The sequence below is a fragment of the Collinsella sp. AF23-4AC genome (genome assembly GCF_003462685.1).
Classification (GTDB): Bacteria; Actinomycetota; Coriobacteriia; order Coriobacteriales; family Coriobacteriaceae; genus Collinsella.
In genome coordinates, this window is sequence record NZ_QRVE01000011.1 from 30,601 (window position 1) to 52,998 (window position 22,398).

Below are 22,398 nucleotides of genomic sequence, written 5' to 3' on the forward strand. Positions count from 1 at the left end.
GCGAGCCGGAGACATGTTGCTCCGGCTCGCTGTGTTTATGGGGGAGGGCACATGCGCCAAAACGGATCTAACTTAAACGGGCGCTCGGGTGCGCGTCCGACGGCGCGCCGCGACCTGGGGCAACTGCCCAGCGGTCAGCGTCGACGTCGCCGTAAGCCCGGCGCGATGTACCTCAACCATAGCCGCGGGTTTAGCGACCGCAGCGCGCGCATCGGCAACGGGCGCTCGCCGCGCCGACCGTCCCGTCTGCCCTATGCGCTCATCGCCGTGGGTTGCGCGCTCGTGCTGTTTATCGCTGCCGTCGTGGGCTACGTCAACCGCAGCGTGGACGTGGAGCTCAACGGGCAAAAGACCGCGGTGCGCGTGGGCTCTACGTTGCAGAATCTCATCGACGATCAAAGCCTGACCGAAACGTACGACGCCGGCGATCTACTGGCCGTCGACGATAGCGTGCTCAAGCGCCGTGGCGGCGAAAAGCTGTCGGTGAAGGTCGACGGCAAGCGCGTGAAGCAGGGCAAATGGGATAGCCGCGAACTTGAGGGCGGCGAGAAGGTGACGGTCAAGGATGGCCGTAACACCTACGAGAAGCACGAGGTCCAGGCCACGGTTATCGAGCCCAAGCTCAAGGTCGAGGGCACGGGCGCCATTGAGTATGTCAAAACCTGGGGCGTTCAGGGCCGCTCCGAGGTATGGGTCGGCGAGCAGTCGGGCAAGACGCAGGACCGCGGCGAGGTCGTGCCCGCCACCGACTGCGTAGTCGAGTGCGCGAGCGTGGCGCCCAAGGGCAACGAAAAGTACGTGGCCCTGACATTTGACGAGGGTCCGAGCGGCGCGACCAAGCAGATCTTGCAGGTGCTCAAGGAAAAGGGCGTCACGGCGACGTTCTTCCTTTCGGGCGATGCCGCGGAAGCCTCGCCCGCTACTGCCAAAGCGATTGCCGATGCCGGGTGCGAGATCGGCTCCAACAGCTACAGCGATGATTCGCTCAAGGGCGAGGATCGCGAGACGGTGCGCAAGCAGATCACGAAGGGCACCGAGGCGATTAAGTCGGCGACCGGCGTCGAGACGATGTTGCTGCGTGCCCCCTACGCCGCGTTTGACGAGCAAAACTGGATCGATTCGATGGATTTGGTGTCCGCGGTGGTCTCGTGGAATATCGATTCGGGCGACTGGCTGCTCAACGGTGCCGACGAGCAGGTCTCGACGGTGCTGGATTCGGTGACGCCGGGCAATATTGTGCTGCTCACCGATAGCGATGAGTGCGCCGAGCAGACGCTCGAGGCGCTGCCGCAGATCATTGACGGCCTTGTCGCCGACGGCTACAAAATCGTGACGCTGAGCGATCTGGTCAAGACGGACACATCGCTGAGCAAAAAGCTCACCTCGCTGACGAAGGTCACCATGCCCAAAAACGCCGTGTTCCCCCAACTCCCCGAGGACGACGACACCACAGAGTAGTCATTGGGGACGTCAGCGTTTGGTATGCCTGCAATGTGCAGCGCATAAATTCGGTGCCGCAGCGCGATGCTGATGCTATAGTTACTGCGGTTAATGAGGGTCAAGAGAAAGGTTACAGGTGAAATCCAAACCTCGACCATACAGTCGATGACCCCATGCAGGTGCTTTCTGCGCGTGCACGGGGTGTGAGCGCCGAGCGGCGTGCCGCCCGCGCATGCGTATACATGTCTAAAAGTCCACGGATTGCGTGCCGGCATGGCCACGCGGTCCGCAGGAATAATGATGGGGAGCACCATTGAATTATCTGAGTGAGATGCTCAAATTGCCGGTCTTGGACGTCGATGGCGAAAAGCTCGGCGTTGTGAACGATTTTGGCATTGCAACCGGCGAAGTTTTTCCGCACGTGACGTCGCTCGCGTTCCGTGGTCCCGGCAAGACGCCGTTTATGATCAGCTGGCGCAAATGGGTCGACCGTATCGACGAGACGGGCGTTCATCTTAAGTCGCCGGCCACCGAAATCCGTTTTTCGTACTTGCAGCCGACCGAGCTGTTGCTGGCTCGCGACGTGCTCAACAAACAGATTGTCGACACGCAGGGCATGAAAGTCGTGCGCGTCAACGACATCAAGTTCTCCATGTCGGGCGAAAATCAGCTGCGCCTGCTGGGTGCCGAGGTCGGCGCCCGCGGTCTGCTGCGTGCAATCAGCCCCGCGCTCGAGCACGTCGTCGAGGGCTTTATGAAGCACTTGGGCAAGCCGCTCAGCGAGGACATTATCGCCTGGTCTTACATGGACCTGCTCGATCGCTCGACTAAGAACATCCAGCTCTCGGTGTCGCACAAGACGCTTGGCGAGCTGCATCCTGCCGACATCGCTGACATCATCGAGCAGCTCGACCCGCGCCTGCGCGCGCAGGTGTTCGCGCAGCTCGATACGGCGCAGGCCGCCGAGGCCATCTCGGAGTTCGATGACGACGAGCTCATGACCGAGATGCTCGAGGGCCTGTCCGACACGGACGCGTCGTCGATGCTGGCCATGATGGACCCGGACGACGCTGCCGACCTGATCGACGAGCTCGATTATGAGAAGGCCGAGAAGCTCCTGCGCCTGATGGGCGTCAAGGAGGAGAAGGCGATTCGTAATCTGCTGGGCTACGAGGACAATACCGCCGGCCGCATCATGACCTCGGAGTTTGTCTCGCTGCCCGCCACGGCGACGGTCGGCGATGCCATCGAGGCGATTCGTAAGCTCGACGAGGATTTCGAAAGCGTCTACTACGTCTACACCGAGGATCCGAGCGGCATGCTCACCGGCGTCCTTTCGCTGCGCACGCTCATCGTGGCCGACCGCGACGCCACGCTGGGCCAACTGGCCTATCGCGACCTGGTTTATGTGTCGCCCGACGACGACCAGGAAGACGTGACGGACGAGATGACCAAGTACGACCTGGTTGCCATCCCTGTCTGCGACGAGAACCGTCATATTCTGGGTATCGTGACCTTCGACGATGCCATGGACGTTATCGCCGAGGAACATCAGGAGGACCTGCAGATCGCCGGTGTCGGCTCGGGCGATAGCGCGTCGGACGACTCGACGAACGTGCTCAGCTGGTTCGTGCATCGTCAGTACTGGGTCGTCGTGTGGGGAATCGCCTCGTGCATCATGGCGACGGTGCTGGGGACGGCGCTGGGCTCCGCGCATCTGGTGGTGTTCCCCATGTGCGCCATGCCGCTCGTGCTGCTGGCTGCCTCGCGCATGGTGTCGTTCGTCAAGAACTACTTCCTGGAGTACGACGGCCATGACGATGAGCCCAAGCCGTATCTGGGGTTCTTCTTCCAGAGCACGGGTATGGGCCTGATCCTTTCGCTTGTTACTTACCTGTGCGCGCAGCTGGTGCGCACCGCCGCGTTCCCCGATGCCCCTATGCTTGAGGAGCAGCTCTTTACCGGCTGCTTTAACATTGCTGCCATCATCTGCCTGGTGGGCAACATGAGCGCCGTGATTTATCTGATGGTGCTGTTCTGGCGCGATGAGCACTACCTCAATACGTCGGGTACCGCCATGAACGTCATCGCCGTCATGATTTCGTGTGTGGCGTACTGCATCGCCGCGGTGCTGCTCACCATGTCGGTCATGGGATAGGTGGTCGCGTGGAAAACACGAAACAAAAGGCGAGCACCAAGCAAAAGCTGACCATCGCGGCCATCTTTGGCGCCATGGGCCCCGGTCTGCTGGCGGCGCTTTCGGGTAACGACGCCGGCGGTATCGCCACGTATTCCAGCGCGGGCGCCAGCTATGGCTATAAGATGCTCTGGATGCTTCCCGTCATGACCGTGCTGCTTATCGTGACGCAGGAGACCGCGGCGCGCTGCGGCTGCGTCACGGGCAAGGGCCTGGCGTCGCTCATTCGCGAGCGCTTTGGCGTGCGCAAGAGCGTGCTGGCCATGGCGGCGCTGCTGATCGCCAACACGGCGGTGACCATATCGGAGTTCGCGGGTATCGCGAGCGGCCTTGCCCTGTTTGGCGTTCCGGCGAGCATTTCGGTGCCGCTCGTGGCGCTGCTGGTGTGGATGCTTACCATGTCAGGCAGTTTCCAGCGCATCGAGAAGATTTTGCTGCTGGTAAGCTGCGTGTTCGTGACCTACATTGTCGCCGCGTTTATGGCCGGCCCCAACTGGGGCGAGGTCGCGGTCGACTTGGTCGTCCCCAATATTCAAAACGACCCCAGCTACGTGTCGCTCGTGGTCGCAACAATTGGTACCACCATCGCACCGTGGATGATCTTCTTGGCTCAGAACAACGTGGTCGATAAGAATGCGGGCGAGGACGATATCGTGCTGCAGCGTATTGATACCGTGAGCGGCTCGATTGCTGCTGATATCATTGCGGGCTTCATTATCATCACGACCGGTACGGTGCTGTTCCCGGCGGGTATTCAGATTAGCGATGCCGCCGATGCCGCCCGCGCGCTGGAGCCCATCGCGGGTCAGTGGTCCACGGTGCTGTTTGCCTCGGGCCTGGTCGCAGCGAGCTTTTTGGCTGCCTGCGTGCTGCCGGGCGTTACGTCGAGTGCCATCTGCGAGGCTTTTGGTTGGGAGCGCGGCGCCGATCGCAGCTGGGACGAGGCCCCGGTTTACCGCGGCATCATTACGGCCATCATCGGTATTTCTGCCGTGCTGGTGCTTATGCCCGGCGTCGATCTGTTCCAGATTATGATGACCTCGCAGGTCATCAATGGCGTGCTGCTGCCCGTGGTTCTGGTGTTCCAGGTGGTTATTGCCGCTGACCGTCACATTATGGGCACTAACCGCAACGGCCGCGTGTGGAATGTGCTCACTTGGGCGACTATCGGCGTGATTACGGTGCTGACAGTCGTCATGTTTGTGCTGCAAGCGATGGGCTACAGCGCTTAACGCCTCTTTTTGGTGTCGAGCGGGCCGCGGCCATGGACTGCGGCCTCTTTTTTGCCCGCTATAGGGGGTCAGTTATATACCGATGTGCAAAAAATGCCAAATATGAGTACTGTTGCCAAGTGAATAGCATTTACATCCAAGAAGATAATGAACATAACCTATAGTATGTTCATTAAAATTGGCTCCAATACCCCCTAAACCAGTCAGGTTGGCTGCTTTAGGGGGTTGTAGGGGTCGCTCGGACGTCATTTTGGGTGGTTTTGCCTGCTACTAAAATGGTAACAGTACTCATATTTGCCCTTTTTTGCCCACAGACCTCTTGGATCCGGTTCGAAAAGAGTGATTTTGGGTTGTTTGCTGCGGGTGTGGGCTTGGAAACAACGCTCGGGGTGGCGAGGTGCCCAGAATTCGGTCGCAAGGAGGGCGTTCCTCGACTGTGTTAGGAGTGTCCCTAGGTGCCGGCACATAAGGAACGTCCCTAACTGCCGCAGGGGACGTCGGCCGTGGCCGACGCCCCCTGCGGGTGTAAGCAGATTTGGCTGTGCGTTACTTGTCGGTGCCCAGCTTGTGCGGTTTGTAGGCGAGCGCGTTGACGAGTGCGTCGGCGGCGGACTTGACGGCTGCCGGCTGCGGATCGTTGACGTGGTCCTCGGGGTGCACGGGCAGGTCTTTCTTGACCGCATCGTGGATCAGGTTGAGGTATTCGGTCACGCCGGTAGTCGACAGGTGCGTGCCGTCGCCATCGAACAGGTCGTTGCGGTTTGCACTGTGCCCGTACCAGTCGATAACGCGTACATTCTTGTAGCGCGTGGCGGCGTTGGCGATGGCCTGGTTCGTGGACCCGACCCACGGCTGCGGGCTACGCGTGTTTACAAACACGACGATACGCTGCTCGCCGGCATCGGCCATGATGGCGTCAATCTGGGCGTCCGTTACCAAACCGTTAGTGCCCAGGGCAAAGACCACGATCTTGCCGGCAAGGTTCTGCTGGATATAGCCCTCAAATGTCGCGCGGCCCGCATCAAACTGGCGGCCCTTTTCGGCATCGATATGGCTGTGAGGAAACGCGTCGTCAAAGGAATCGACGGCGCGCAGTGACACGGAGTCACCGATCATCAACAGGTCGTAGGAGCCATCGGGGAAGCCGTCGTTGTCCTTGTCGGTGTCGTCGGCCGCCTGCTGGTCGGTGGGCGCGGTGTTTTTGGCTTCCTTGTTCAGAACTTCGGCGCCCTCGCCGCTCAGCGCAGACGTCTCGGGCACAAAGATCAGGCCGCCCAGTGCAACGACCAACACGACAGCGCAGGCTGCGCAGACAGGGGCGTGCGCGCGTGCCCAGTTGGCGGGCGTGGTGGTGCCATCGCGGAATTCGGCGACGGTGTGGCCGAAGGCGCCCTTCCTAAACGGCGTTTCGATAAAGCGATAGGAGCACTCGGCTACGGCGACCACCACAAGTACCTGCAAAATGTACTGCCACCAGGGCGTGTCGTTGATGTTGGCGACCGGGTTCATAAGCAGCAGCAGCGGATAGTGCCACAGGTAGATGCTGTACGAGCGCTTGCCAACCCACACGAGCGGCTCGGCGGACAGCGCGCGGGCAACCATTCCCTGGGGCTGCACGCAGGCCGCGATGACCATGAGCGTGAGGATCGAGCACAGCAGCGTGCCTCCGCGATACTGGAAGGCGGTGTAGCCGTTGGTGAGCGCGACCATGGCGGCAAGGCCAACCAGACCCACGACGCCCAACACATCGATGGATGCGGGCGAGGACCAAAAGCGCACGAGGGCGCTCGGCTGTGCCGGGGCGGTCTCGGCTGCTTCGTCGGCCTTCTCGCCAGATTTGCTCTCGGCGTTCTTGCCGTGCTTGGCGGCGCCAGCCAGGCGCTTGAGCCCCAAACGATGAGCGAGACGCACCGGCGCCAGGTCGCGATCGGGGATAAAGGCCATCCAGGCACCCAGCAGCAGCGAGAACACACGGGTGTCGGTGCCGTAGTACACGCGGCTGGGGTCGGCGGCAGGGTTGTAAAGCACCATCATGGCGAGGGCAGATACCGCGGCAAGGCCCAGAACCACGCGGCGCGTGTTGGGCTTACTCACATGCATGGATACCATGGCAAACAACAGTGGCGGCCAAATCAGGTAGAACTGTTCCTCGATGGCAAGCGACCAAAAGTGCGTGAGCGGCGAGGGGTCGCCCAGAGCATTGAAGTACGAGACGTTTTGGGCAATCTGCCACCAGTTGTTGAAGAACAGCAGCGACGGCAGGATGTCGGGGCGCATCTTGGTGAGCATCACGTGGTTAAAGATGGTGCACAGCGCGCAGGTCACGAACGCTACCGTTACCACGGCGGGGACCAGGCGGCGGATGCGGCGAATCCAGAAGCTCTTAAGGTCGATGCAGCCGGTCTTAGCGACTTCGTTGAGCAGCAAGCGCGTGATCAGATAGCCCGAAAGCACAAAGAAGATCGTGACGCCGAGCAGGCCGCCCTGAGCCCACGTGAGGTTGAGGTGGTAGAGCACCACCGCGACGACGGCAAGCGTGCGCAGACCGTCGAGCGCAGGGATATAGCGGGACTTGGGACGAGCAGGCGTCTGCTCCGCGGCGGGAGTGTTGGCGCGGCCCTCGTTGTTGGCGGAAGCGCGATGGGGGCTCGCGGTGCGTCGCGGCTCGTTGGCACGGCGTTCGCCCTTCACGCGTTTGTGCGGCGCCGGCTCGTTGCCCGTGCGGTGTCGGCCGCGCGAGCCCGATTGCGAGAATTGTTCCATAAAACATCATCCAATGACGAGAATAATCGGCACGTATTCATTGTAGCTGCCTGCTCCTGTGAATGCTTGCTGCTGGCGCAAGCTCAAGCGTGCGTCCACATCAAAGTGAACTAAAGTTATAGAGGTGCGAGAGCATACGATTGACGGCCGACAGCGGGCGCAGAGCCCACGGACGAGGAGGTTTCCATGGCGGATCACAGCATCGTTGCGGTGTTCGGCAGCATGAACATGGACCTTTCGGTGGCGTGCGAGCGCATGCCGCGCGCGGGCGAGACCGTCGGCGGCAGCGGTTTTATCACCAACGCCGGCGGTAAGGGGGCCAACCAGGCCGTCGCCGCCGCGTGCATGGGTGCGCACACGTGCATGATTGGCGCCGTTGGGCGCGATACCTTTGGCGATGTGCTCGTGGCGGGGCTTCAGGATGCCGGCGTGGGCGTTGAGTTTGTGACACGTCTCGATGGCGTGGAGACCGGTACCGCGACTATCATTCGCTGCGAGAGCGACAACCGCATCGTGCTGTCGCCGGGCGCCAACCATGCACTTGCGGGCGAGGACGTTGCCCGCGCACTGAGGCGCCTGGTGGCCGACGAGCTCGACGGCGACGCCAGCGAGATTGCCCCGGCTGCCGGAAGCGTCTTTATCGCCCAGGGCGAATGTGATCTGATGGCAACGGCTGCGGCGCTCTGTTGCGCTCACGAGCTGGGGTTCTATACGATCTTTAACCCGGCACCCGCCTGCGACCTGCCGGCAGGAGCGTGGCCTGCGGTCGACCTGGTCTGCCCCAACGAGACCGAGTGCCAGGTGCTGACGGGCATTCTGCCCACGGATGATGCGAGTTGCGTCGCCGCGCTCAACGCCCTGCTCGCCAAGGGTGCCGGCGCCGCGGTCATCACGCTGGGTGGCGCCGGCTCGGTTACGCTTGGCGATGACGGCGAGCCGCTGCGCATGCCGGCGCTTTCGAGCACAGTGGTCGATACGACGGCCGCGGGCGATACGTTTATCGGCGCGTTGGCGGCGGCTCGTCTGGAGGGCCTGCCGCTCTTTGAGTGCATGGCGGCGGGTGCTCGCGCCTCGGCGGTGACGGTGTCGCGCCTGGGCGCTCAGCAATCAATTCCCATGCGTGCGGAAGTCGAGCACAAGTTTGGTTTAGACGGTTTGGATGTAGACGGAGAAGCGGAGTAGAACAATGGCAACCAAGAAGCTGATCCTTGATCTGGATATGGGCGTGGATGATGCGATGGCGCTCGCCTATGCCATCGCGAGCCCCGAGGTGGAGCTCGTCGGCATCACCACGTGCTTTGGCAACGTGCGCGTCGAGCAGTCGGCGCACAACTGCTTGGCGGTGCTCGACCTGTTGGGTCGTCCCGAGGTGCCGGTGTACCTGGGCGCCGATCGTCCCATGAAGGCAACCGAACCCTACACGCCGCCGGCGTCCACCACGCTTATCCACGGCAAGAACGGCATCGGCGGCGCAAGCGTGCCCGCCTCGCCGTACGAGCCGGTGGGCGCGACGTCGGCCGATGGCAATGCGGCGGTCGATTACCTGATTGATGCCGCGCGTACCTATGGGCCCGATCTGGTCTACGTTGCGACCGGCCCGCTTACCAATCTGGCGCTTGCCCTGGAGCGCGATGCGGCGGCGATGATGTCCATCGGCCGCGTGGTCGTGATGGGCGGTGCGCTTACCGTGCCCGGCAACGTGAGCGCGGGCGCCGAGGCCAATATGGCAAGTGATCCCGAGGCGGCCGATGCCGTGCTGCGTTCAGGTCGCAAGCTCACCATGGTGGGCTTGGATGTGACGCACCGCGTGGTGCTCACGCGTCGCGACATTGCCGGCTGGACGGGCTCGGGCACTATGGCCGGTTGCGCGTTTGCGAGCATGGTCGAGCACTATATCGGTTCGTACGAAATGAACGCGCCCTACCTGGGCGGCTGCGCGCTGCACGATCCGCTGGCGGTTGCCGTGGCGATTGATCCCACGCTCGTGGGCGCGCTCGGCTGTAACCTGCGCGTTGACTTGCTGGGCGAGTATCGCGGCCGCACCATCTGCGACGAGCACCGTCTGTCCGATCCGGATAAGAGCGCGCTCGTGGCGCTCACCGTGGACGCCCCACGTTTCCTCGTGGAGTTTAAGGCGCGCATGGCCCGCGTCCTGGGCTAAACGGTCTCTGTGCCCCGTTCCAGATTAGCTACCGAGTAAATACGCCCGTTGGGGGAATAGTCGCGTCGCTTCGCTTGACAACAGGCTAAACTAGCTATTAAACATTTACTATTCTGTTTAGATTGAATTTGCGGTCGTTTAGTTGTCGAGTCACGGGGCGGTCAGGCCACGATGCTCCGCCACGACCGTTGCTAGGGGGAACAATGGCCAAAGCAAGTGTTCGCGAGATCAGCCGCATCACCGGTTTTTCGCCCGCAACCGTGTCCAACGCGCTCAACCGCAAGCGCAGCGTGAGCGAGGAGACCGCCAAGGTCATCCTGGAGTGCGCGCAGTCGCTCGGCTATCAGCAGTCGACGCAGCTCGAGAGCATCCAGTTTGTGCTCGCGCGCAAGACGGGCGCCATCCTGGACGAGAGCACCTTTCATCCCGCGGTTATTGAGGGCGTGGAGCGCCAGGCACGTCGCCACGGCATGAGCACGAGCTTTGTCTCGCTCGACTTTAGCGACCTGGACGCCGTGCGCCCGCAGGTCGAGGGCCTGATTGCCGATCCGTCCGCTGCCATCGTGCTGATGGGCACCGAGCTGGGCGAAGAAGACTACGCCCTGTTCGCTAACGCCGCTGCCCACCTGATTGTGCTCGATGGCTGGAGCGACCGCCAGTACTTCGATGCCGTGGTCATTGCCAATACCGATTCGGTGCTGCGTGCCGTGGACTACCTTATCGAGAAAGGTCACAAGCAAATCGGCTATCTGGCGGGCGACCTTCGTATCCGCAACTTTAAGGATCGCGAGCGCGGCTATCGTCAAGCGCTTGAGGACGCGGGCCTTGAGGCCAACCCGACATGGCGCGTCACGCTGGGCACCACGCTCGAGGGCGCTTATCGCGACATGGGCGCGTGGCTCGACAACGCCTCGCACGAAGATCTGCCAACGGCTTTCTTTGCCGAAAACGACGTGCTCGCCGTTGGTGCCATGCGCGCGTTCAACGAGCATGGCATTCGCGTGCCCGAGGATGTCTCGATCATCGGCTTTGACGACCTGTCGCTGGGCGCTTTTTCCAACCCGCCGCTCACCACGGTGCATGTTCCCAAACACGAGGTGGGCGAGATCGCGGTGCGCCGTCTGGTGGGCAACATCCGCAATCCCAAGAGCTATACCTGCAAGACGGCCGTATCGACCTATTTTGTCGAGCGCCAAAGCGTGCGCGAGATCTAGGCAGAACGGCGTTTGATAAGCGATGCCCCCAGCTCGATTTTGAGCGGGTGGTGCTCGGCCTCGTCGATGATCTCGACGAGGCGTCGTGCGGCGATGGCGCCCATATACTGCGAAGGAACGTTGAGCGTGGTCAGCTGCGGCTGCACGTAGGTGCCGCCGATGTTGTTGTCGAAGCCGACGATGCGTACGTCATCGGGCACGCGATAGCCGCGCTCGATGAAGGCTTTCATGGCTCCAATAGCCACATCGTCAAAGACGGCGACGTAGCTTTGGGCAAGGGACTCGCCCGAATCAATAATGTCGAGCATGCCCGAGTAGGCCTCGTCTAGATCGACGGCGAGCTCGTGGATGATGCCGCATTTTTCCGACCCGGCTAGCTGACTGTTGGCGTGCTCGTAGGCGAAACGTCGTTCGGTGAAGTTGCCCAAGGTAATGGGCGTCGTTAACAGGCCGGGGACCGATCCATACTTCGAATACAGGTACTGTACGGCAAGTGTCATACTGGCAGCGTTGTCGATCTTGACCGTGTCGACCCCAACGCTCATGCATGAGTCCAGCAGCAGCAGAGGGCAGTCCAGCGATGCAAACGGCAAAAAATCCGACTCGTACATCTCGGTTGCGAGGATGATGACGCCGTCATATCGTGCCTCGGCGATGTCGGCGATCTGTTGGTGAATGTTTTCGAATGGCGAGTAGTTCACCAGCGAAAATGAGAATCCCGCATGCCTAAGGGTGCCCTCGACTCCGGCGAGCATGTCGGCGAAAAAGGGGCTCGCAAAGATGCGGCGCCGGTTAAAGGCAACCAAGGCAACGGTTCCGCTTCTTTGTCGCTCGAACTTAATCTTGCTAAAGTCGTAACCTAGGGCTTCAGCGGTGCTGAGCACCAGCTGCCGTGTTTTTTCGCTTACGCCGCGTCGATTGTTAAGTGCAAGGGAGACGGCCGCTGCCGAGATTCCCAGCTGATCAGCAATTTGTTTTGCAGTAACGGCCATGGTGGTTCCTAACGGTTGTTAACTTAAAACGAGCTTAACACTCGGCTGTTCATTAAGCTAAATATTTAGTAAGTCAACTTAAGAATCGATAGAAGTTAAGTTGCGTCCCCAGTAGAGTTTGTCTCAACAAACGCGACAGCAAGGGGGACGAGATGATCAGCGTTATTTCCGAAATGCCCGTTACGGATGAGAGCTATCCGTTTTCGAGCGCCGAGCGCTACTGTCATCTAAGCGCGAATGGCTACGTCGAACGCGAATATCGCGTTGACGGCACCGCCAACGTGTATCGCACTGCCGACGAAGATGGCGGCGTAGAGGTCATGACCGCCGATGCCCCCTATTCCAATCGCATTGTTGTCCGCGCGCCCAAAGATCCGGCGCAGGCGAGCGGCAACGTGGTGGTCGAGATTATCAACCCCACGTCGTTCATGGAAATCGAGCGCATGTGGATTCTGGGCTACGGTGAGTTTGTGCGCTCTGGTGACATCTATGTAGGCATCACCAGCAAGCCCAATACCATCTCCAAGCTCAAGGAATTCAATCCCGATCGCTATGCCTTTATGAGTTGGGCGAACCCGACTCCCGAGCGACCCTTCGACTATGATCCGGCCGAGCTCGAGCGCGGCGGTGCACTTCCCGACATGGACATCTCCTACGAGACAGGTCTGTTTTGGGATATGCTGACCGATCTTGCGTGGCTCCTGCGCGAGGACTCCGACCTCAACCCGATCCGCGATTATCCGCACCAGGCGATCTGCCTTACGGGATGGTCCCAGTCAGGCGCCTATCTGTTCCGCTACCTCAACAGCTTTGCCTATCGCGAGGAGGTGCGCCGCGACGGCCGCGTGTTTGACGGCTATCTGTCCGGCGGCGGCATCCATTCGCTGTGCACTCCCGTCAACCAGTATGAGTGCTGCCGGGACTATGCGCATCACCTGATGCGCGTGGAGCACGTCGAGGAGCCGTTCATCGCCCTTCAGACCGAAAGCGAGAACGGTCGCTTTGAGAGTTGGCGCACGCTTATGCCCGATAGCGATGCCCCCGATTTTAAGTACCGGCTGTACGAGGTGACGGGCGCCTCCCACGATACGCAGTGGAGCTATGTCGACTATTACCAGGACGACGAGGATCTTAAGCGTATCGACCACCTGCCGGTGTATGTCGGCAAGCATGCCGAGGCAAACGCCTATCCGTCGCAGTATCTCTTCCACGCTGCCTTCCGCAACCTGTTCCGTTGGGTCCGCACCGGCGCCGCGCCGGCAACGTGCCCGCGCATTGAGCTGGATGCAAACGGCGAGAACGTAAAGGATGCCCTGGGCAACACCAAGGGCGGTCTTCGCACCTGCCTGCTCGAGCATCCGTTTGCCCGTTACTCCAACACGAGCCTGGTCGAGCCGGGTCAGGGCACGGTCGATAAAACGAGCGACAAGGATGGGCTGTTTGGCCACATGGAGTCGTTCTCGGCATCGATGCTCAAGGAGCTGTACGGATCGCTCGAAAATTACCGCGCCCTGTGCGAGCGCGATACGGCGATTGAGGTGTCGCAAGGCTTTGTCTGTGCCGAAGACGCCCGGGCGATCGTTGACTTTGCCGTGAGGTCCGCGAGCGAGCGGGGACTGAACTAGTAGGTATTAAGACCGGAGAGGGGTCTGTAATGGATACGACGTTGAACCATGACGCTGTCGCCGAGATCTGGCGTCCGGTCGTTCTGACGTTTGAGAGCGCCTGTTCGTTCGACAACCCGTTTTTGGATGTTGAGATTTGGGCGGAGTTTGTCGGTCCGAGCGGCAGGGTGATCCGCCGCGAGGCCTACTGGGACGGCGACCGCACCTACCGCGTCTCGTTTGCCCCGACCGAGCTCGGCGCTTGGAACTATGGTATCGAGGCTCCCGAGCAGACCGGTCTTAATGGCCGTGTGGGCAGCGTCGAGGCTGTACCGTACACGGGCGACCTCGACCTGTATCGCCACGGCTTTATCCGCGTCGCGGACAACCCGCACTTATTTGCCTATTCGGATGGCACGCCGTTTTTTTGGCTCGGCGACACCCACTGGGAGTTTGCCTACCGCGAGAGCTGGGACAAGTCGAACCACCCTGGCATGACGAGTCAGTTCCGCGGCATGGTCGACCTGCGTGCCAAGCAGGGATTTACCGTCTACCAGACCAACTTGCGCTCTGACATGGGCGCAGATGGTCGCTACTGGATTGACGGCGGTATGCCCAAGGGCGCAGAGGATCTGCCCAATGTTGCTTTCTACCGGCAGGAGCTTGATCGCCGCATGGCCTATGTCGCCGATGCCGGTTTGGTCAACGCGCTTGGCCAGGCATGGGCGTTTTCTATTCGCGGCGATCATGGCGTGGAGCATCAAAAGCACCTTGCCCGCTATCTGGTGGCGCGCTATGGCGCATATCCGATGGTTTGGACGCTTGCCGGCGAGGTTGCCGGGTATGGCAAAGAAGATCGAGCCGCTTTGATCGACGGATGGCGTGAGGTCGCCTTGGAGATCGAGGCCCGCGACGGCTATGGCCACCTGGCTACGGCGCACTATACCAACGAGCGCCCCTTTGCCGATTACTACCAGGACGAGGCTTGGATGGACTTTACGCTCAACCAGGCCGGTCATGGCGATTACCTAATCAAGGCGAGCGACTACTTTGACTATCTGGCAGCTCATGACGACAAGCCCTTCGTCGAGGGCGAGGCGCTCTACGAGTTTTGCTCGACTCTCGAGGAAATGGGTACGCGCCTGTGCACCGCAGACATGTTGCGTCGCGTGGCGTATATCTGCATGCAGGCGGGCGGCGCTGGCTATACCTACGGAGCCCAGGGCATCTGGGACAACGTGTGGGAAAGTCCCGAGGAGCTCGATCCCTTTATGGCGATCTTCAACCGCTTTGGCATTACGTGGGCCCAGGCGGTAGACGGAGAGGGTGCAGTCCAGATGGGCTATATGCGCTCCTTCTACGAAGAAAATCACTTCTGGGAGCTCGCTCCCTACGAAACGACCGATGCGGGCAACCTGTTTGCCAACAAGGCTCCGCTGGCAACCGCCAACCGAGACCTTTCGCGCATCGTCGCGTACTTTGGCGATACCGTGCGCCGAAAGCTTGCTATCGAGGGCGTGCCGACGGGCGCTGCCTATGCAAGCCGATGGTTTAACCCCCGCACGGGCGCATACCGTGACGGCGAGAACGTCTCTGCCGTCACGGACAGCATCACACTGCCTGACAAACCCGAGGTTGGGGATTGGCTCCTCGTCCTCGAGCTCAAGGCATAACCATATTTCCCTTGGTCATAGGCGGGAAAGAGTCGGCCGCAATTTCCCGCTTGACAGCTAGATGAATCGTTTAGAGAGGATCAGTGAACACGAAATGAGCGTTCTCGATTCGATGCAGGGCTTCCTCGAGAAGCACGTGGGCCCCATTGCCCACAAAGTGAGCAGCTTTAAGGTCGTAAAGGGCCTTATGTCCGGCATGATGGCGACCATGCCCGTTACGCTGGGCGTGGCGCTGCTCTCCATCATCAACGGACTGCCGATCCCGCCGCTGCAGGCGTTCCTTACCGGCACTGGCATGTCGGCGACGATTGCCGATGTGTTGGTCGTCACCATGAACCTCGGTGCCATCTACATGTGCGCTTCGGTTTCGTACTCCTACGGCAAGGTGCTTGAGAACAAGGGCCTTACGACGACGGTTGCGTCCATTGGCGTTCTGCTCCTGCTGATCCCGCTGGGCCATGCCGAGGACGGCTCGACCTTCATCACCACCCGTTACCTGGGCAGCTCGGGTCTGTTCGTGGCCCTGCTCGTGGCGCTGATCGTGCCGAAGGCGCTCAACTTCCTTATGAAGCATATCGCCATCCCCATGCCCGATTCCGTTCCGCAGTTCGTCAACGACTCGCTGTCCCCGATGTTCTGCGCCATCGTCATCTTTACCTCGGCCGCGCTGCTTAAGTGGGGCATGGGCCTGACGAGCTACGGCGATGTCTTTAACCTCATCAACTCCACCATTGCGGTGCCCGTTATGTTCCTGGGCTCCAGCCCGTGGGCCGTCGTCGTCTACTTTATCCTGTGCAACCTGCTGTTCTTCTTTGGTGTACATCCCAGCGTCCTGATGAGCGTGTACATGCCGGTCGTTTCGACGTGCGCTCTGGCCAACGTCGAGGCATACCTTGCCGGCCAGCCGCTTCCGTATTTGCCGTTCATCGTTATGTTCTCCGTGGGTTCTGTTGACGCCCTGGGCATGGAGCTTGCACTGCTCACGGCCAAGTCCGAGCGCTACAAGACGCTTTCCAAGGTCGCTCTGGTGCCTGCCATCTTCAACATCTCCGAGCCCATCATCTTTGGTACGCCCGTCGCCATGAACCCCTATATGTTCATCCCCTACATCCTGCTCAAGCCGGTCGCATGCGCCGTTGCCGCTATTGGTCTGCTGCTGGGTCTTGGCAACGCGTATAACCCGACGGTCAACATGCCGTTCGTCGTACCGCTGCCCATCACCGACTTCTTCATCGGCGGTCCTGGTCTGGTTGTCATTGTCTGCGCTGCGATTCTCGCCGTTGCCCTGCTGTTCATCCCGTTTGTCAAGATGGCCGACAAGGAGGCCCTCGAGGAGGAGGCCGCCGCAAAGGCTTCTGCCGAGTAGGTCATTGTCCGTAAGTTCGTAGGTTCGGCCGATCGCGTCGATTGCCGAAACATATAAGTCCCTGTGAGGGGTTACAGGAAAGGAACTGCAATGAAAAACATCGTTCTTATGTGCGCCGGTGGCATGTCCACGAGCATCATCATGAAGAACATCAAGAAGGCTGCCGACGCCGAGGGTCTGGAGTGCGAGGTCTCCGCCCACGCCGTCAGCGAGGCTGCCACCATCGGACGCAATGCCGACTGCATCCTGCTTGGGCCGCAGGTTGGCTATGCCAAGGACGAGGTTTCTGCCGCATGCCCCGAGGTACCGGTCGGCGTGATCCCCATGGCCATCTACGGCATGATGGACGGCGCCAAGGCTCTGGCCCAGGCCAAGGAACTGATGGGACTGTAGGTATGACGGCAGAAGAGATTCAGCTTCAGAGCTTTCAGATCATTGCGGGCGTCGGTTGCGCGCGCACCTGCTACATCGATGCGATTCACCTAGCTCGTGACGGCAAGTTCGAAGAGGCCGAGGCGAAGATCGCCGAGGGGCAGCAGCACTATGCCGAGGGTCACGCGGCTCACGGTGGCCTTGTCCAGCAGACTGCAGCTGGCGAGAACCTGAGCATCGATCTTTTGGTTGTTCATGCCGAAGATCAGCTTATGAGTGCCGAGGGCTTTGGCATCCTTGCCAAGGAGTTCGTGGACGTCTATCGCAAGATGGGCGCGTAACCACGGGCCTTGCAGCCAGATTACCCCCGCGGGCGGTGTGCTCGCGGGAATAGGGCGGTATTGATTTCGCGTACATACATATGCGGATAGATAGGGTCCTTCGGGGCCCTCTTTTTGTTGCCCTTGTATGTTCAGATTGTTTACATACCGTTTAGGCTGATTTCTCTACCGTTTACGAGACTTTCGCGCTAAACTTTTAAACAAAAGAGTAAAACATTTAGTAAACAGAACAAAACGAAACACACATCTGTTTACTGAACATGTGATTAGGGGAGGACGTACATGGATAAGATCAAGCTCGGCTTTGTACCCACGCGCCGCAGCATCTTTAGCGCGCCGGACGCGATCAAGTATCGCGGCCTGACGGCTGATCGTCTGCGCGAGATCGGCGTCGACATCGTGGATATCGACGACATCAACGACGAGGGCCTGCTGTTCGACGACAGCCATATCGCGCCTATCGTCGAGAAGTTCCGCGCCGAGGGCGTCGATGGCATCATGCTCTGCCACGCCAACTTTGGTACCGAGTATGTTTGCGCCCGCCTTGCCCGCGAGCTCGGCCTGCCCGTGCTGCTGTGGGGTCCGCGCGACGAGCGCCCCGAGCCCGACGGCACCCGTCTGCGCGATAGCCAGTGCGGTCTGTTCGCCACCGGCAAGGTCCTGCGTCGCTTCCAGGTTCCCTTCACCTACATGACCAACTGCCGTCTGACCGATCCCGAGTTCGAGCGCGGTGTCTGGGACTTTTTGGCCGTGTGCAACGTGGTCAAGACTTTCAAGCACACCCGCATCCTGCAGATGGCCACTCGCCCGTTCGACTTCTGGTCCACCATGTGCAACGAGGGCGAGCTGCTCGAGAAGTTCAACATTCAGCTTTCGCCCATCCCCATGACCGAGCTTGTCCAGGCCGTGCGCGACGCCCAGGCCGACGAGCAGGCCATGGCAGCCATGCTCGCCCACATTGCCGACAGCTTTGAGATCTGCATCCCCGAGGATAAGGTCCCCGCTGTGGCCGGTCTTGCCATTGCCATGAAGCGCTTGGTCGAGAAGTACGGCTGCAACGCCGGTGCCATCCAGTGCTGGAACGCCCTGCAGGACGAGCTGGGCATTATGCCCTGCGCCGCCAACGCCATCCTCAACGAGATGGGTATCCCCGTCGTCTGCGAGACCGACATCCATGGCGCCATCACAGCGCTGATGGTCGAGGCCGCCGACCTGGGCCGTCACCGCGGCATGTTCGCCGACTGGACCGTGCGTCATCCCGACAACGAGAACGGCGAGCTGCTGCAGCACTGCGGCCCCTGGCCCTGCAGCTGCGCGGCCGTCAAGCCCAAGCTCACTTACCCGCTGGCTTTCGATCACCCCGGCGCGCTGACGGCCGAGGCCAAGCACGGCGACCTCACCCTTGCCCGCTTTGACGGCGACAACGGCGAGTACTCGCTGCTGCTGGGCAACGCCCGCGGCATCGACGGCCCGGCCGGCATGGGCACCTACCTGTGGGTCGAGGTCGAAAACCTCAAGCGCCTCGAGGCCAAGATCGTCGAGGGTCCCTACATCCACCACTGTGTCGCCATCCACGCCAACGTGGTGCCGGTGCTCTACGAGGCATGCAAGTACATCGGCATTGTCCCCGACCTGTACGATCCCATCGAAGAAGACGTCAAAGCTTACCTGCGAGGAGAGTAGAAATGGCAACTATCGAAGAGCTTGAATCCCTGCGTTGGGACCTTCGCCGCGATTGCGTCGATATCATCATGGCTGGCGCCGGCGGGCACATCGGCGGCGACATGTCGGTCATCGATGCGCTGATGACCCTCTACGCCAACCACCTCAACATTTCTCCCGAGACCGTCGACGATCCCAACCGCGATCGCTTCGTGCTCTCCAAGGGCCACGCCATGGAGGCCTACTACGCGGTGCTCTGCCACGAGGGCTATCTTGACCTCGATGACGTCAAGGCCCGCTTCTCCAAGTTCGGCAGCCCCTACATCGGCCACCCCAACAACAAGCTCAAGGGCATCGAGATGAACTCGGGCTCGCTGGGTCACGGCCTGCCCGTGGCCGTCGGGATGGCGCTTGCCGGCAAGATGGATGGCCGCGACTACCGCGTCTACACCATCATGGGCGACGGCGAGCTTGCCGAGGGCTCGGTCTGGGAGGGCGCCATGAGCGGCGGCAACTACCAGCTCGATAACCTGTGCGCGCTCGTGGACCGCAACCGCCTGCAGATCAGCGGCAGCACCGAGGACGTCATGAAGCAGGATTCGCAGGAGGAGCGCTGGGCCGCCTTCGGTTGGAACGTGCTGTCCATTCCGGGCAACGACGTCCAGGCCATCGACGCCGCGCTGACGCTGGCCGCCGAGACCAAGGGTAAGCCCACGGTCATCATCCTCAACACGGTGAAGGGCTACGGCTCGCCGGTTATGGAGGACAAGGCTGCCTGGCATCATCACCTGCCCAACGATGAGGAATATGCCCAGATCATCGCCGATTTCGCTGCCCATAAGGAGGCTATCAATGGCTAACAAGATCGCCAACCGCAAGGTTATCTGCGACACGCTGCTCGAGGCCGCCGCAACCGATAAAGACATCGTCGTCCTGTGCTCCGACTCCCGCGGCTCCGCGTCGCTCACGCCGTTCTTCGATCAGTATCCCCAGCAGTCCATTGAGGTCGGCATTGCCGAGCAGGACCTGGTGAGCATCGCCGCCGGCATGGCCTCGTGCGGCAAGAAGGCCTGGGCCGCCTCGCCGGCGTCCTTTGTGACCACGCGTTCGTATGAGCAGTGCAAGGTCGACGTTTCGTACTCCAACACCAACGTCAAGCTCATCGGCATCTCGGGCGGCGTGTCCTATGGCGCCCTGGGTATGAGCCACCATTCTGCGCAGGATATCGCCGCTATGAGCGCGATTCCCAACATGCGCGTGTATCTGCCGAGCGACCGCTTCCAGACCGCCGAGCTTGTGCGCGCCCTGGTAGCCGACAACAAGCCGGCCTACATCCGCGTGGGGCGCAACCCGGTCGAGGACGTGTACACCGAGGACGAGTGTCCGTTCCAGATGGATCGCGCCACCTGGGTGCGTCGCGGCACCGATGTGACGCTCGTCGCCACCGGCGAGATGGTCCGCCACGCCGTGGACGCCGCCGATCTGCTGGCCGAGCAGGGAATCTCGGCAACGGTGCTCGACATGTACTGCGTCAAGCCGCTCGACGCCGAGGCCGTGATCGAGGCCGCCGGCGCCACGCGCGCCGTCGTGACCGTCGAGGAGCACAGCCCCTTCGGCGGCCTGGGTTCCATGGTCGCGCAGGTCGTGGGCGAGCATTGCCCGCGTCCGGTCAAGTGCCTCTCCCTGCCCGACGCGCCGGTCATCACCGGTACGAGCCCCGAGGTCTTTGCGCACTACGGCCTGACGGGTGCCGGAATCGCGCAGACCGTCGCCGAGTTCTTGCCCGCAGAGTAACTGGAATGTGACAAAGGGACCGCCCCTTTGTCACATTCGTTTTGAAAGGGGTGGCCATGGGCCGCTACATCATCGGAATCGATCAATCCACGCAGGGCACCAAGGCGCTGCTGGTGGACGAGGGCGGCCATTTGATTCATCGTGCCGATCGCCCGCATCGCCAGATTGTCAACGAGGCCGGCTGGGTGAGCCATGATCCAGCCGAGATCGCCGCTAACGTGCTGGCCGTGGCGCGCGCCGTGGTGGAGGAGACCGGGGTCGATCCGGCCGACGTCGCCGGCATCGGCATCTCCAACCAGCGCGAGACTACCGTTGCCTGGAACCGCACGACGGGCGAGCCGCTGTGCGACGCCGTGGTGTGGCAGTGCGCCCGCGCCCGCGAGCTGTGCGACGAGCTGGCCGCGCGCGAGGGCGTGGCCGAGCTGGTGCGCGACACGACGGGTCTAGTGCTCTCGCCCTACTACCCGGCGGGCAAGATGGCCTGGATCCTCGCGAACGTTCCCGCGGCTGCCGAGGCCGCTGCAGCGGGCGAGCTGTGCCTGGGCACCATCGATGCCTGGGTGGTCTGGACGCTCACGGGCGGCGCGGAGTTCCGCTGCGACTGGTCCAACGCCAGCCGCACGCAACTCTTTGACCTGCGCCGTGGCTGCTGGAGCGAGCCGGTGTGCGAGGCCTTTGGCGTCGATGCAGCCTGCCTGCCACAGGTGACCGATTCCGATGGCCTGTTTGGCATGACGGACCTGGGCGGCTTTTTGCCGGCACCCGTGCCCATTCACGGCGTGCTCGGCGACAGCCATGCCGCCTTGTTTGCGCAGGGCTGCCATAGCCGCGGCATGGCCAAGGCGACCTATGGCACCGGCAGCTCGGTCATGATGAACGTCGGCGACGAGTTCGTCGCCAGCTCGCACGGGCTTTCGAGCTCGCTCGCATGGCGCATGGACGGCGTGACCGAGTACGTGCTCGAGGGCAACGTGAGCTACGCCGGCGCCGTCAAGACGTGGCTGCGCGACGATCTGGAGCTCATCAATAACCCCGAGGAAGTTACCGACCTGTGCTACGCCGCCAATCCGGCGAGCCGCGTCTACTTTGTGCCGGCGTTTACCGGTCTGGGCGCGCCGCACTGGGCGAGTGACGCCGAGGGCTGCGTCTTTGGCATGACGCGCACCACGGGTCGCGCGGAGTTCGTGAAGGCCGCCGACGAGTCGATCGCCTATCAGATCTTTGACGTGATTGATGCGATGGTCGAGGATTCGGGCGCGGCGCTGGCCGAACTTCGTGTTGACGGCGGTCCCACGCGCGATGCGTACCTGATGCAGTTTGAGAGCGACCTGGTTGGCTCGCCCATCCGCATCGCGAGCAACGACGAGATGAGCGGCCTGGGTGCGGCCTGGGCCTGCGGCATTGCGCTGGACATGTACACGCGCGATGTCGTCGACGTCTACGGCGCCCGCGGCATCGTGGAGCCGTCGATGCCCGCCGACAAGCGAGTCAAAAAGATCGCCGGCTGGCGCCATGCTGTCGACGCGACTATCGCCTACACTGCCTAGGCGGCTGCGCGGCGCCCAAGGATTTTTCTGGGACGGGGAT

17 protein-coding genes are annotated in these 22,398 nt (G+C 61.4%); 15 read left to right on the forward strand and 2 right to left on the reverse strand.

The window, feature by feature from the left end:
• The first annotated feature begins 51 nt into the window (after positions 1–51).
• The 3 genes from DWY05_RS06860 (at position 52) to DWY05_RS06870 (ending at position 4,869) form a co-directional block, all read left to right on the forward strand.
• Positions 52–1,458 carry a polysaccharide deacetylase family protein gene (locus DWY05_RS06860; protein WP_233504047.1) on the forward strand — a complete coding sequence of 469 codons (1,407 nt, stop codon included), beginning with the start codon at positions 52–54 and terminating at the stop codon, positions 1,456–1,458.
• Positions 1,459–1,753: 295 nt separating this feature from the next.
• Positions 1,754–3,598: a magnesium transporter gene (locus tag DWY05_RS06865; protein ID WP_117821157.1), complete on the forward strand. Its 1,845-nt coding sequence runs from the start codon at positions 1,754–1,756 to the stop codon at positions 3,596–3,598.
• 74 nt (positions 3,599–3,672) lie between these two features.
• Positions 3,673–4,869: an Nramp family divalent metal transporter gene (locus DWY05_RS06870; protein WP_117769790.1), complete on the forward strand. Its 1,197-nt coding sequence runs from the start codon at positions 3,673–3,675 to the stop codon at positions 4,867–4,869.
• A 546-nt stretch (positions 4,870–5,415) separates the two neighbouring features.
• Here DWY05_RS06870 and DWY05_RS06875 read toward each other — a convergent pair.
• Positions 5,416–7,632, reverse strand: a complete 2,217-nt coding sequence (locus DWY05_RS06875; protein WP_117821156.1) for an acyltransferase family protein — start codon at positions 7,630–7,632, stop codon at positions 5,416–5,418.
• A gap of 186 nt (positions 7,633–7,818) precedes the next feature.
• On the opposite strand from DWY05_RS06875, the gene DWY05_RS06880 reads away from it, so the two are divergent.
• From DWY05_RS06880 to DWY05_RS06890, 3 genes are all read left to right on the forward strand, one after another.
• Positions 7,819–8,814, forward strand: a complete 996-nt coding sequence (locus DWY05_RS06880; RefSeq protein WP_117821155.1) for a ribokinase — start codon at positions 7,819–7,821, stop codon at positions 8,812–8,814.
• A 4-nt stretch (positions 8,815–8,818) separates the two neighbouring features.
• The gene (locus DWY05_RS06885; RefSeq protein ID WP_117821154.1) at positions 8,819–9,793 is read left to right on the forward strand and encodes a nucleoside hydrolase; all 975 of its coding nucleotides are present in this window, start codon (positions 8,819–8,821) and stop codon (positions 9,791–9,793) included.
• Between the two features lie 203 nt (positions 9,794–9,996).
• The gene (locus tag DWY05_RS06890) at positions 9,997–11,007 is read left to right on the forward strand and encodes a LacI family DNA-binding transcriptional regulator (RefSeq protein WP_099432475.1); all 1,011 of its coding nucleotides are present in this window, start codon (positions 9,997–9,999) and stop codon (positions 11,005–11,007) included.
• Here the strand turns inward: DWY05_RS06890 and DWY05_RS06895 are convergent.
• Entirely contained in the window at positions 11,004–11,999 is a 996-nt protein-coding gene (locus DWY05_RS06895; protein ID WP_117821153.1) for a LacI family DNA-binding transcriptional regulator, read from the reverse strand. The two genes, DWY05_RS06890 and DWY05_RS06895, sit on opposite strands and share 4 nt — an antisense overlap.
• 152 nt (positions 12,000–12,151) lie before the next feature.
• Between DWY05_RS06895 and DWY05_RS06900 the strand changes: the two genes are divergently transcribed.
• The 9 genes from DWY05_RS06900 (at position 12,152) to DWY05_RS06940 (ending at position 22,358) form a co-directional block, all read left to right on the forward strand.
• Positions 12,152–13,624 carry an alpha/beta hydrolase domain-containing protein gene (locus DWY05_RS06900; RefSeq protein ID WP_117821152.1) on the forward strand — a complete coding sequence of 491 codons (1,473 nt, stop codon included), beginning with the start codon at positions 12,152–12,154 and terminating at the stop codon, positions 13,622–13,624.
• A gap of 29 nt (positions 13,625–13,653) precedes the next feature.
• Complete coding sequence (locus DWY05_RS06905) at positions 13,654–15,276, forward strand: DUF4038 domain-containing protein (RefSeq protein ID WP_233504046.1); 1,623 nt, start codon at positions 13,654–13,656, stop codon at positions 15,274–15,276.
• Positions 15,277–15,370: 94 nt separating this feature from the next.
• A complete protein-coding gene (locus tag DWY05_RS06910; RefSeq protein ID WP_158558708.1) occupies positions 15,371–16,642 on the forward strand; it encodes a PTS sugar transporter subunit IIC in 1,272 nt (423 codons plus the stop codon).
• A 90-nt stretch (positions 16,643–16,732) separates the two neighbouring features.
• Positions 16,733–17,035 carry a PTS sugar transporter subunit IIB gene (locus DWY05_RS06915; RefSeq protein ID WP_117821150.1) on the forward strand — a complete coding sequence of 101 codons (303 nt, stop codon included), beginning with the start codon at positions 16,733–16,735 and terminating at the stop codon, positions 17,033–17,035.
• A gap of 2 nt (positions 17,036–17,037) precedes the next feature.
• On the forward strand, positions 17,038–17,355 hold the full coding sequence (locus DWY05_RS06920) for a PTS lactose/cellobiose transporter subunit IIA (RefSeq protein WP_099432481.1): 318 nt from the start codon (positions 17,038–17,040) through the stop codon (positions 17,353–17,355).
• Positions 17,356–17,637: 282 nt separating this feature from the next.
• Entirely contained in the window at positions 17,638–19,038 is a 1,401-nt protein-coding gene (locus DWY05_RS06925) for an L-fucose/L-arabinose isomerase family protein (RefSeq protein ID WP_117821149.1), read from the forward strand.
• Between the two features lie 2 nt (positions 19,039–19,040).
• Positions 19,041–19,877 (forward strand): transketolase, encoded by an 837-nt coding sequence (locus tag DWY05_RS06930; RefSeq protein ID WP_197736868.1) that lies wholly within the window; start codon positions 19,041–19,043, stop codon positions 19,875–19,877.
• Positions 19,870–20,811, forward strand: a complete 942-nt coding sequence (locus tag DWY05_RS06935) for a transketolase family protein (RefSeq protein WP_099432483.1) — start codon at positions 19,870–19,872, stop codon at positions 20,809–20,811. Before DWY05_RS06930 ends, DWY05_RS06935 begins: the two co-directional genes overlap by 8 nt.
• A 56-nt stretch (positions 20,812–20,867) precedes the next feature.
• Positions 20,868–22,358 (forward strand): glycerol kinase GlpK, encoded by a 1,491-nt coding sequence (locus DWY05_RS06940; RefSeq protein WP_117821148.1) that lies wholly within the window; start codon positions 20,868–20,870, stop codon positions 22,356–22,358.
• Positions 22,359–22,398: the final 40 nt, after the last annotated feature.

Coding starts and splice junctions, on each gene's coding strand:
- DWY05_RS06905 (WP_233504046.1), top strand. CDS start 13,654: ATGGATACGACGTTGAACCATGACGCTGTCGCCGAGATCTGGCGTCCG.
- DWY05_RS06890 (WP_099432475.1), top strand. CDS start 9,997: ATGGCCAAAGCAAGTGTTCGCGAGATCAGCCGCATCACCGGTTTTTCG.
- DWY05_RS06935 (WP_099432483.1), top strand. CDS start 19,870: ATGGCTAACAAGATCGCCAACCGCAAGGTTATCTGCGACACGCTGCTC.
- DWY05_RS06880 (WP_117821155.1), top strand. CDS start 7,819: ATGGCGGATCACAGCATCGTTGCGGTGTTCGGCAGCATGAACATGGAC.
- DWY05_RS06875 (WP_117821156.1), bottom strand. CDS start 7,632: ATGGAACAATTCTCGCAATCGGGCTCGCGCGGCCGACACCGCACGGGC.
- DWY05_RS06925 (WP_117821149.1), top strand. CDS start 17,638: ATGGATAAGATCAAGCTCGGCTTTGTACCCACGCGCCGCAGCATCTTT.
- DWY05_RS06915 (WP_117821150.1), top strand. CDS start 16,733: ATGAAAAACATCGTTCTTATGTGCGCCGGTGGCATGTCCACGAGCATC.
- DWY05_RS06910 (WP_158558708.1), top strand. CDS start 15,371: ATGAGCGTTCTCGATTCGATGCAGGGCTTCCTCGAGAAGCACGTGGGC.
- DWY05_RS06885 (WP_117821154.1), top strand. CDS start 8,819: ATGGCAACCAAGAAGCTGATCCTTGATCTGGATATGGGCGTGGATGAT.
- DWY05_RS06870 (WP_117769790.1), top strand. CDS start 3,673: ATGGGCCCCGGTCTGCTGGCGGCGCTTTCGGGTAACGACGCCGGCGGT.
- DWY05_RS06930 (WP_197736868.1), top strand. CDS start 19,041: ATGGCAACTATCGAAGAGCTTGAATCCCTGCGTTGGGACCTTCGCCGC.
- DWY05_RS06900 (WP_117821152.1), top strand. CDS start 12,152: ATGATCAGCGTTATTTCCGAAATGCCCGTTACGGATGAGAGCTATCCG.
- DWY05_RS06940 (WP_117821148.1), top strand. CDS start 20,868: ATGGGCCGCTACATCATCGGAATCGATCAATCCACGCAGGGCACCAAG.
- DWY05_RS06920 (WP_099432481.1), top strand. CDS start 17,038: ATGACGGCAGAAGAGATTCAGCTTCAGAGCTTTCAGATCATTGCGGGC.
- DWY05_RS06860 (WP_233504047.1), top strand. CDS start 52: ATGCGCCAAAACGGATCTAACTTAAACGGGCGCTCGGGTGCGCGTCCG.
- DWY05_RS06895 (WP_117821153.1), bottom strand. CDS start 11,999: ATGGCCGTTACTGCAAAACAAATTGCTGATCAGCTGGGAATCTCGGCA.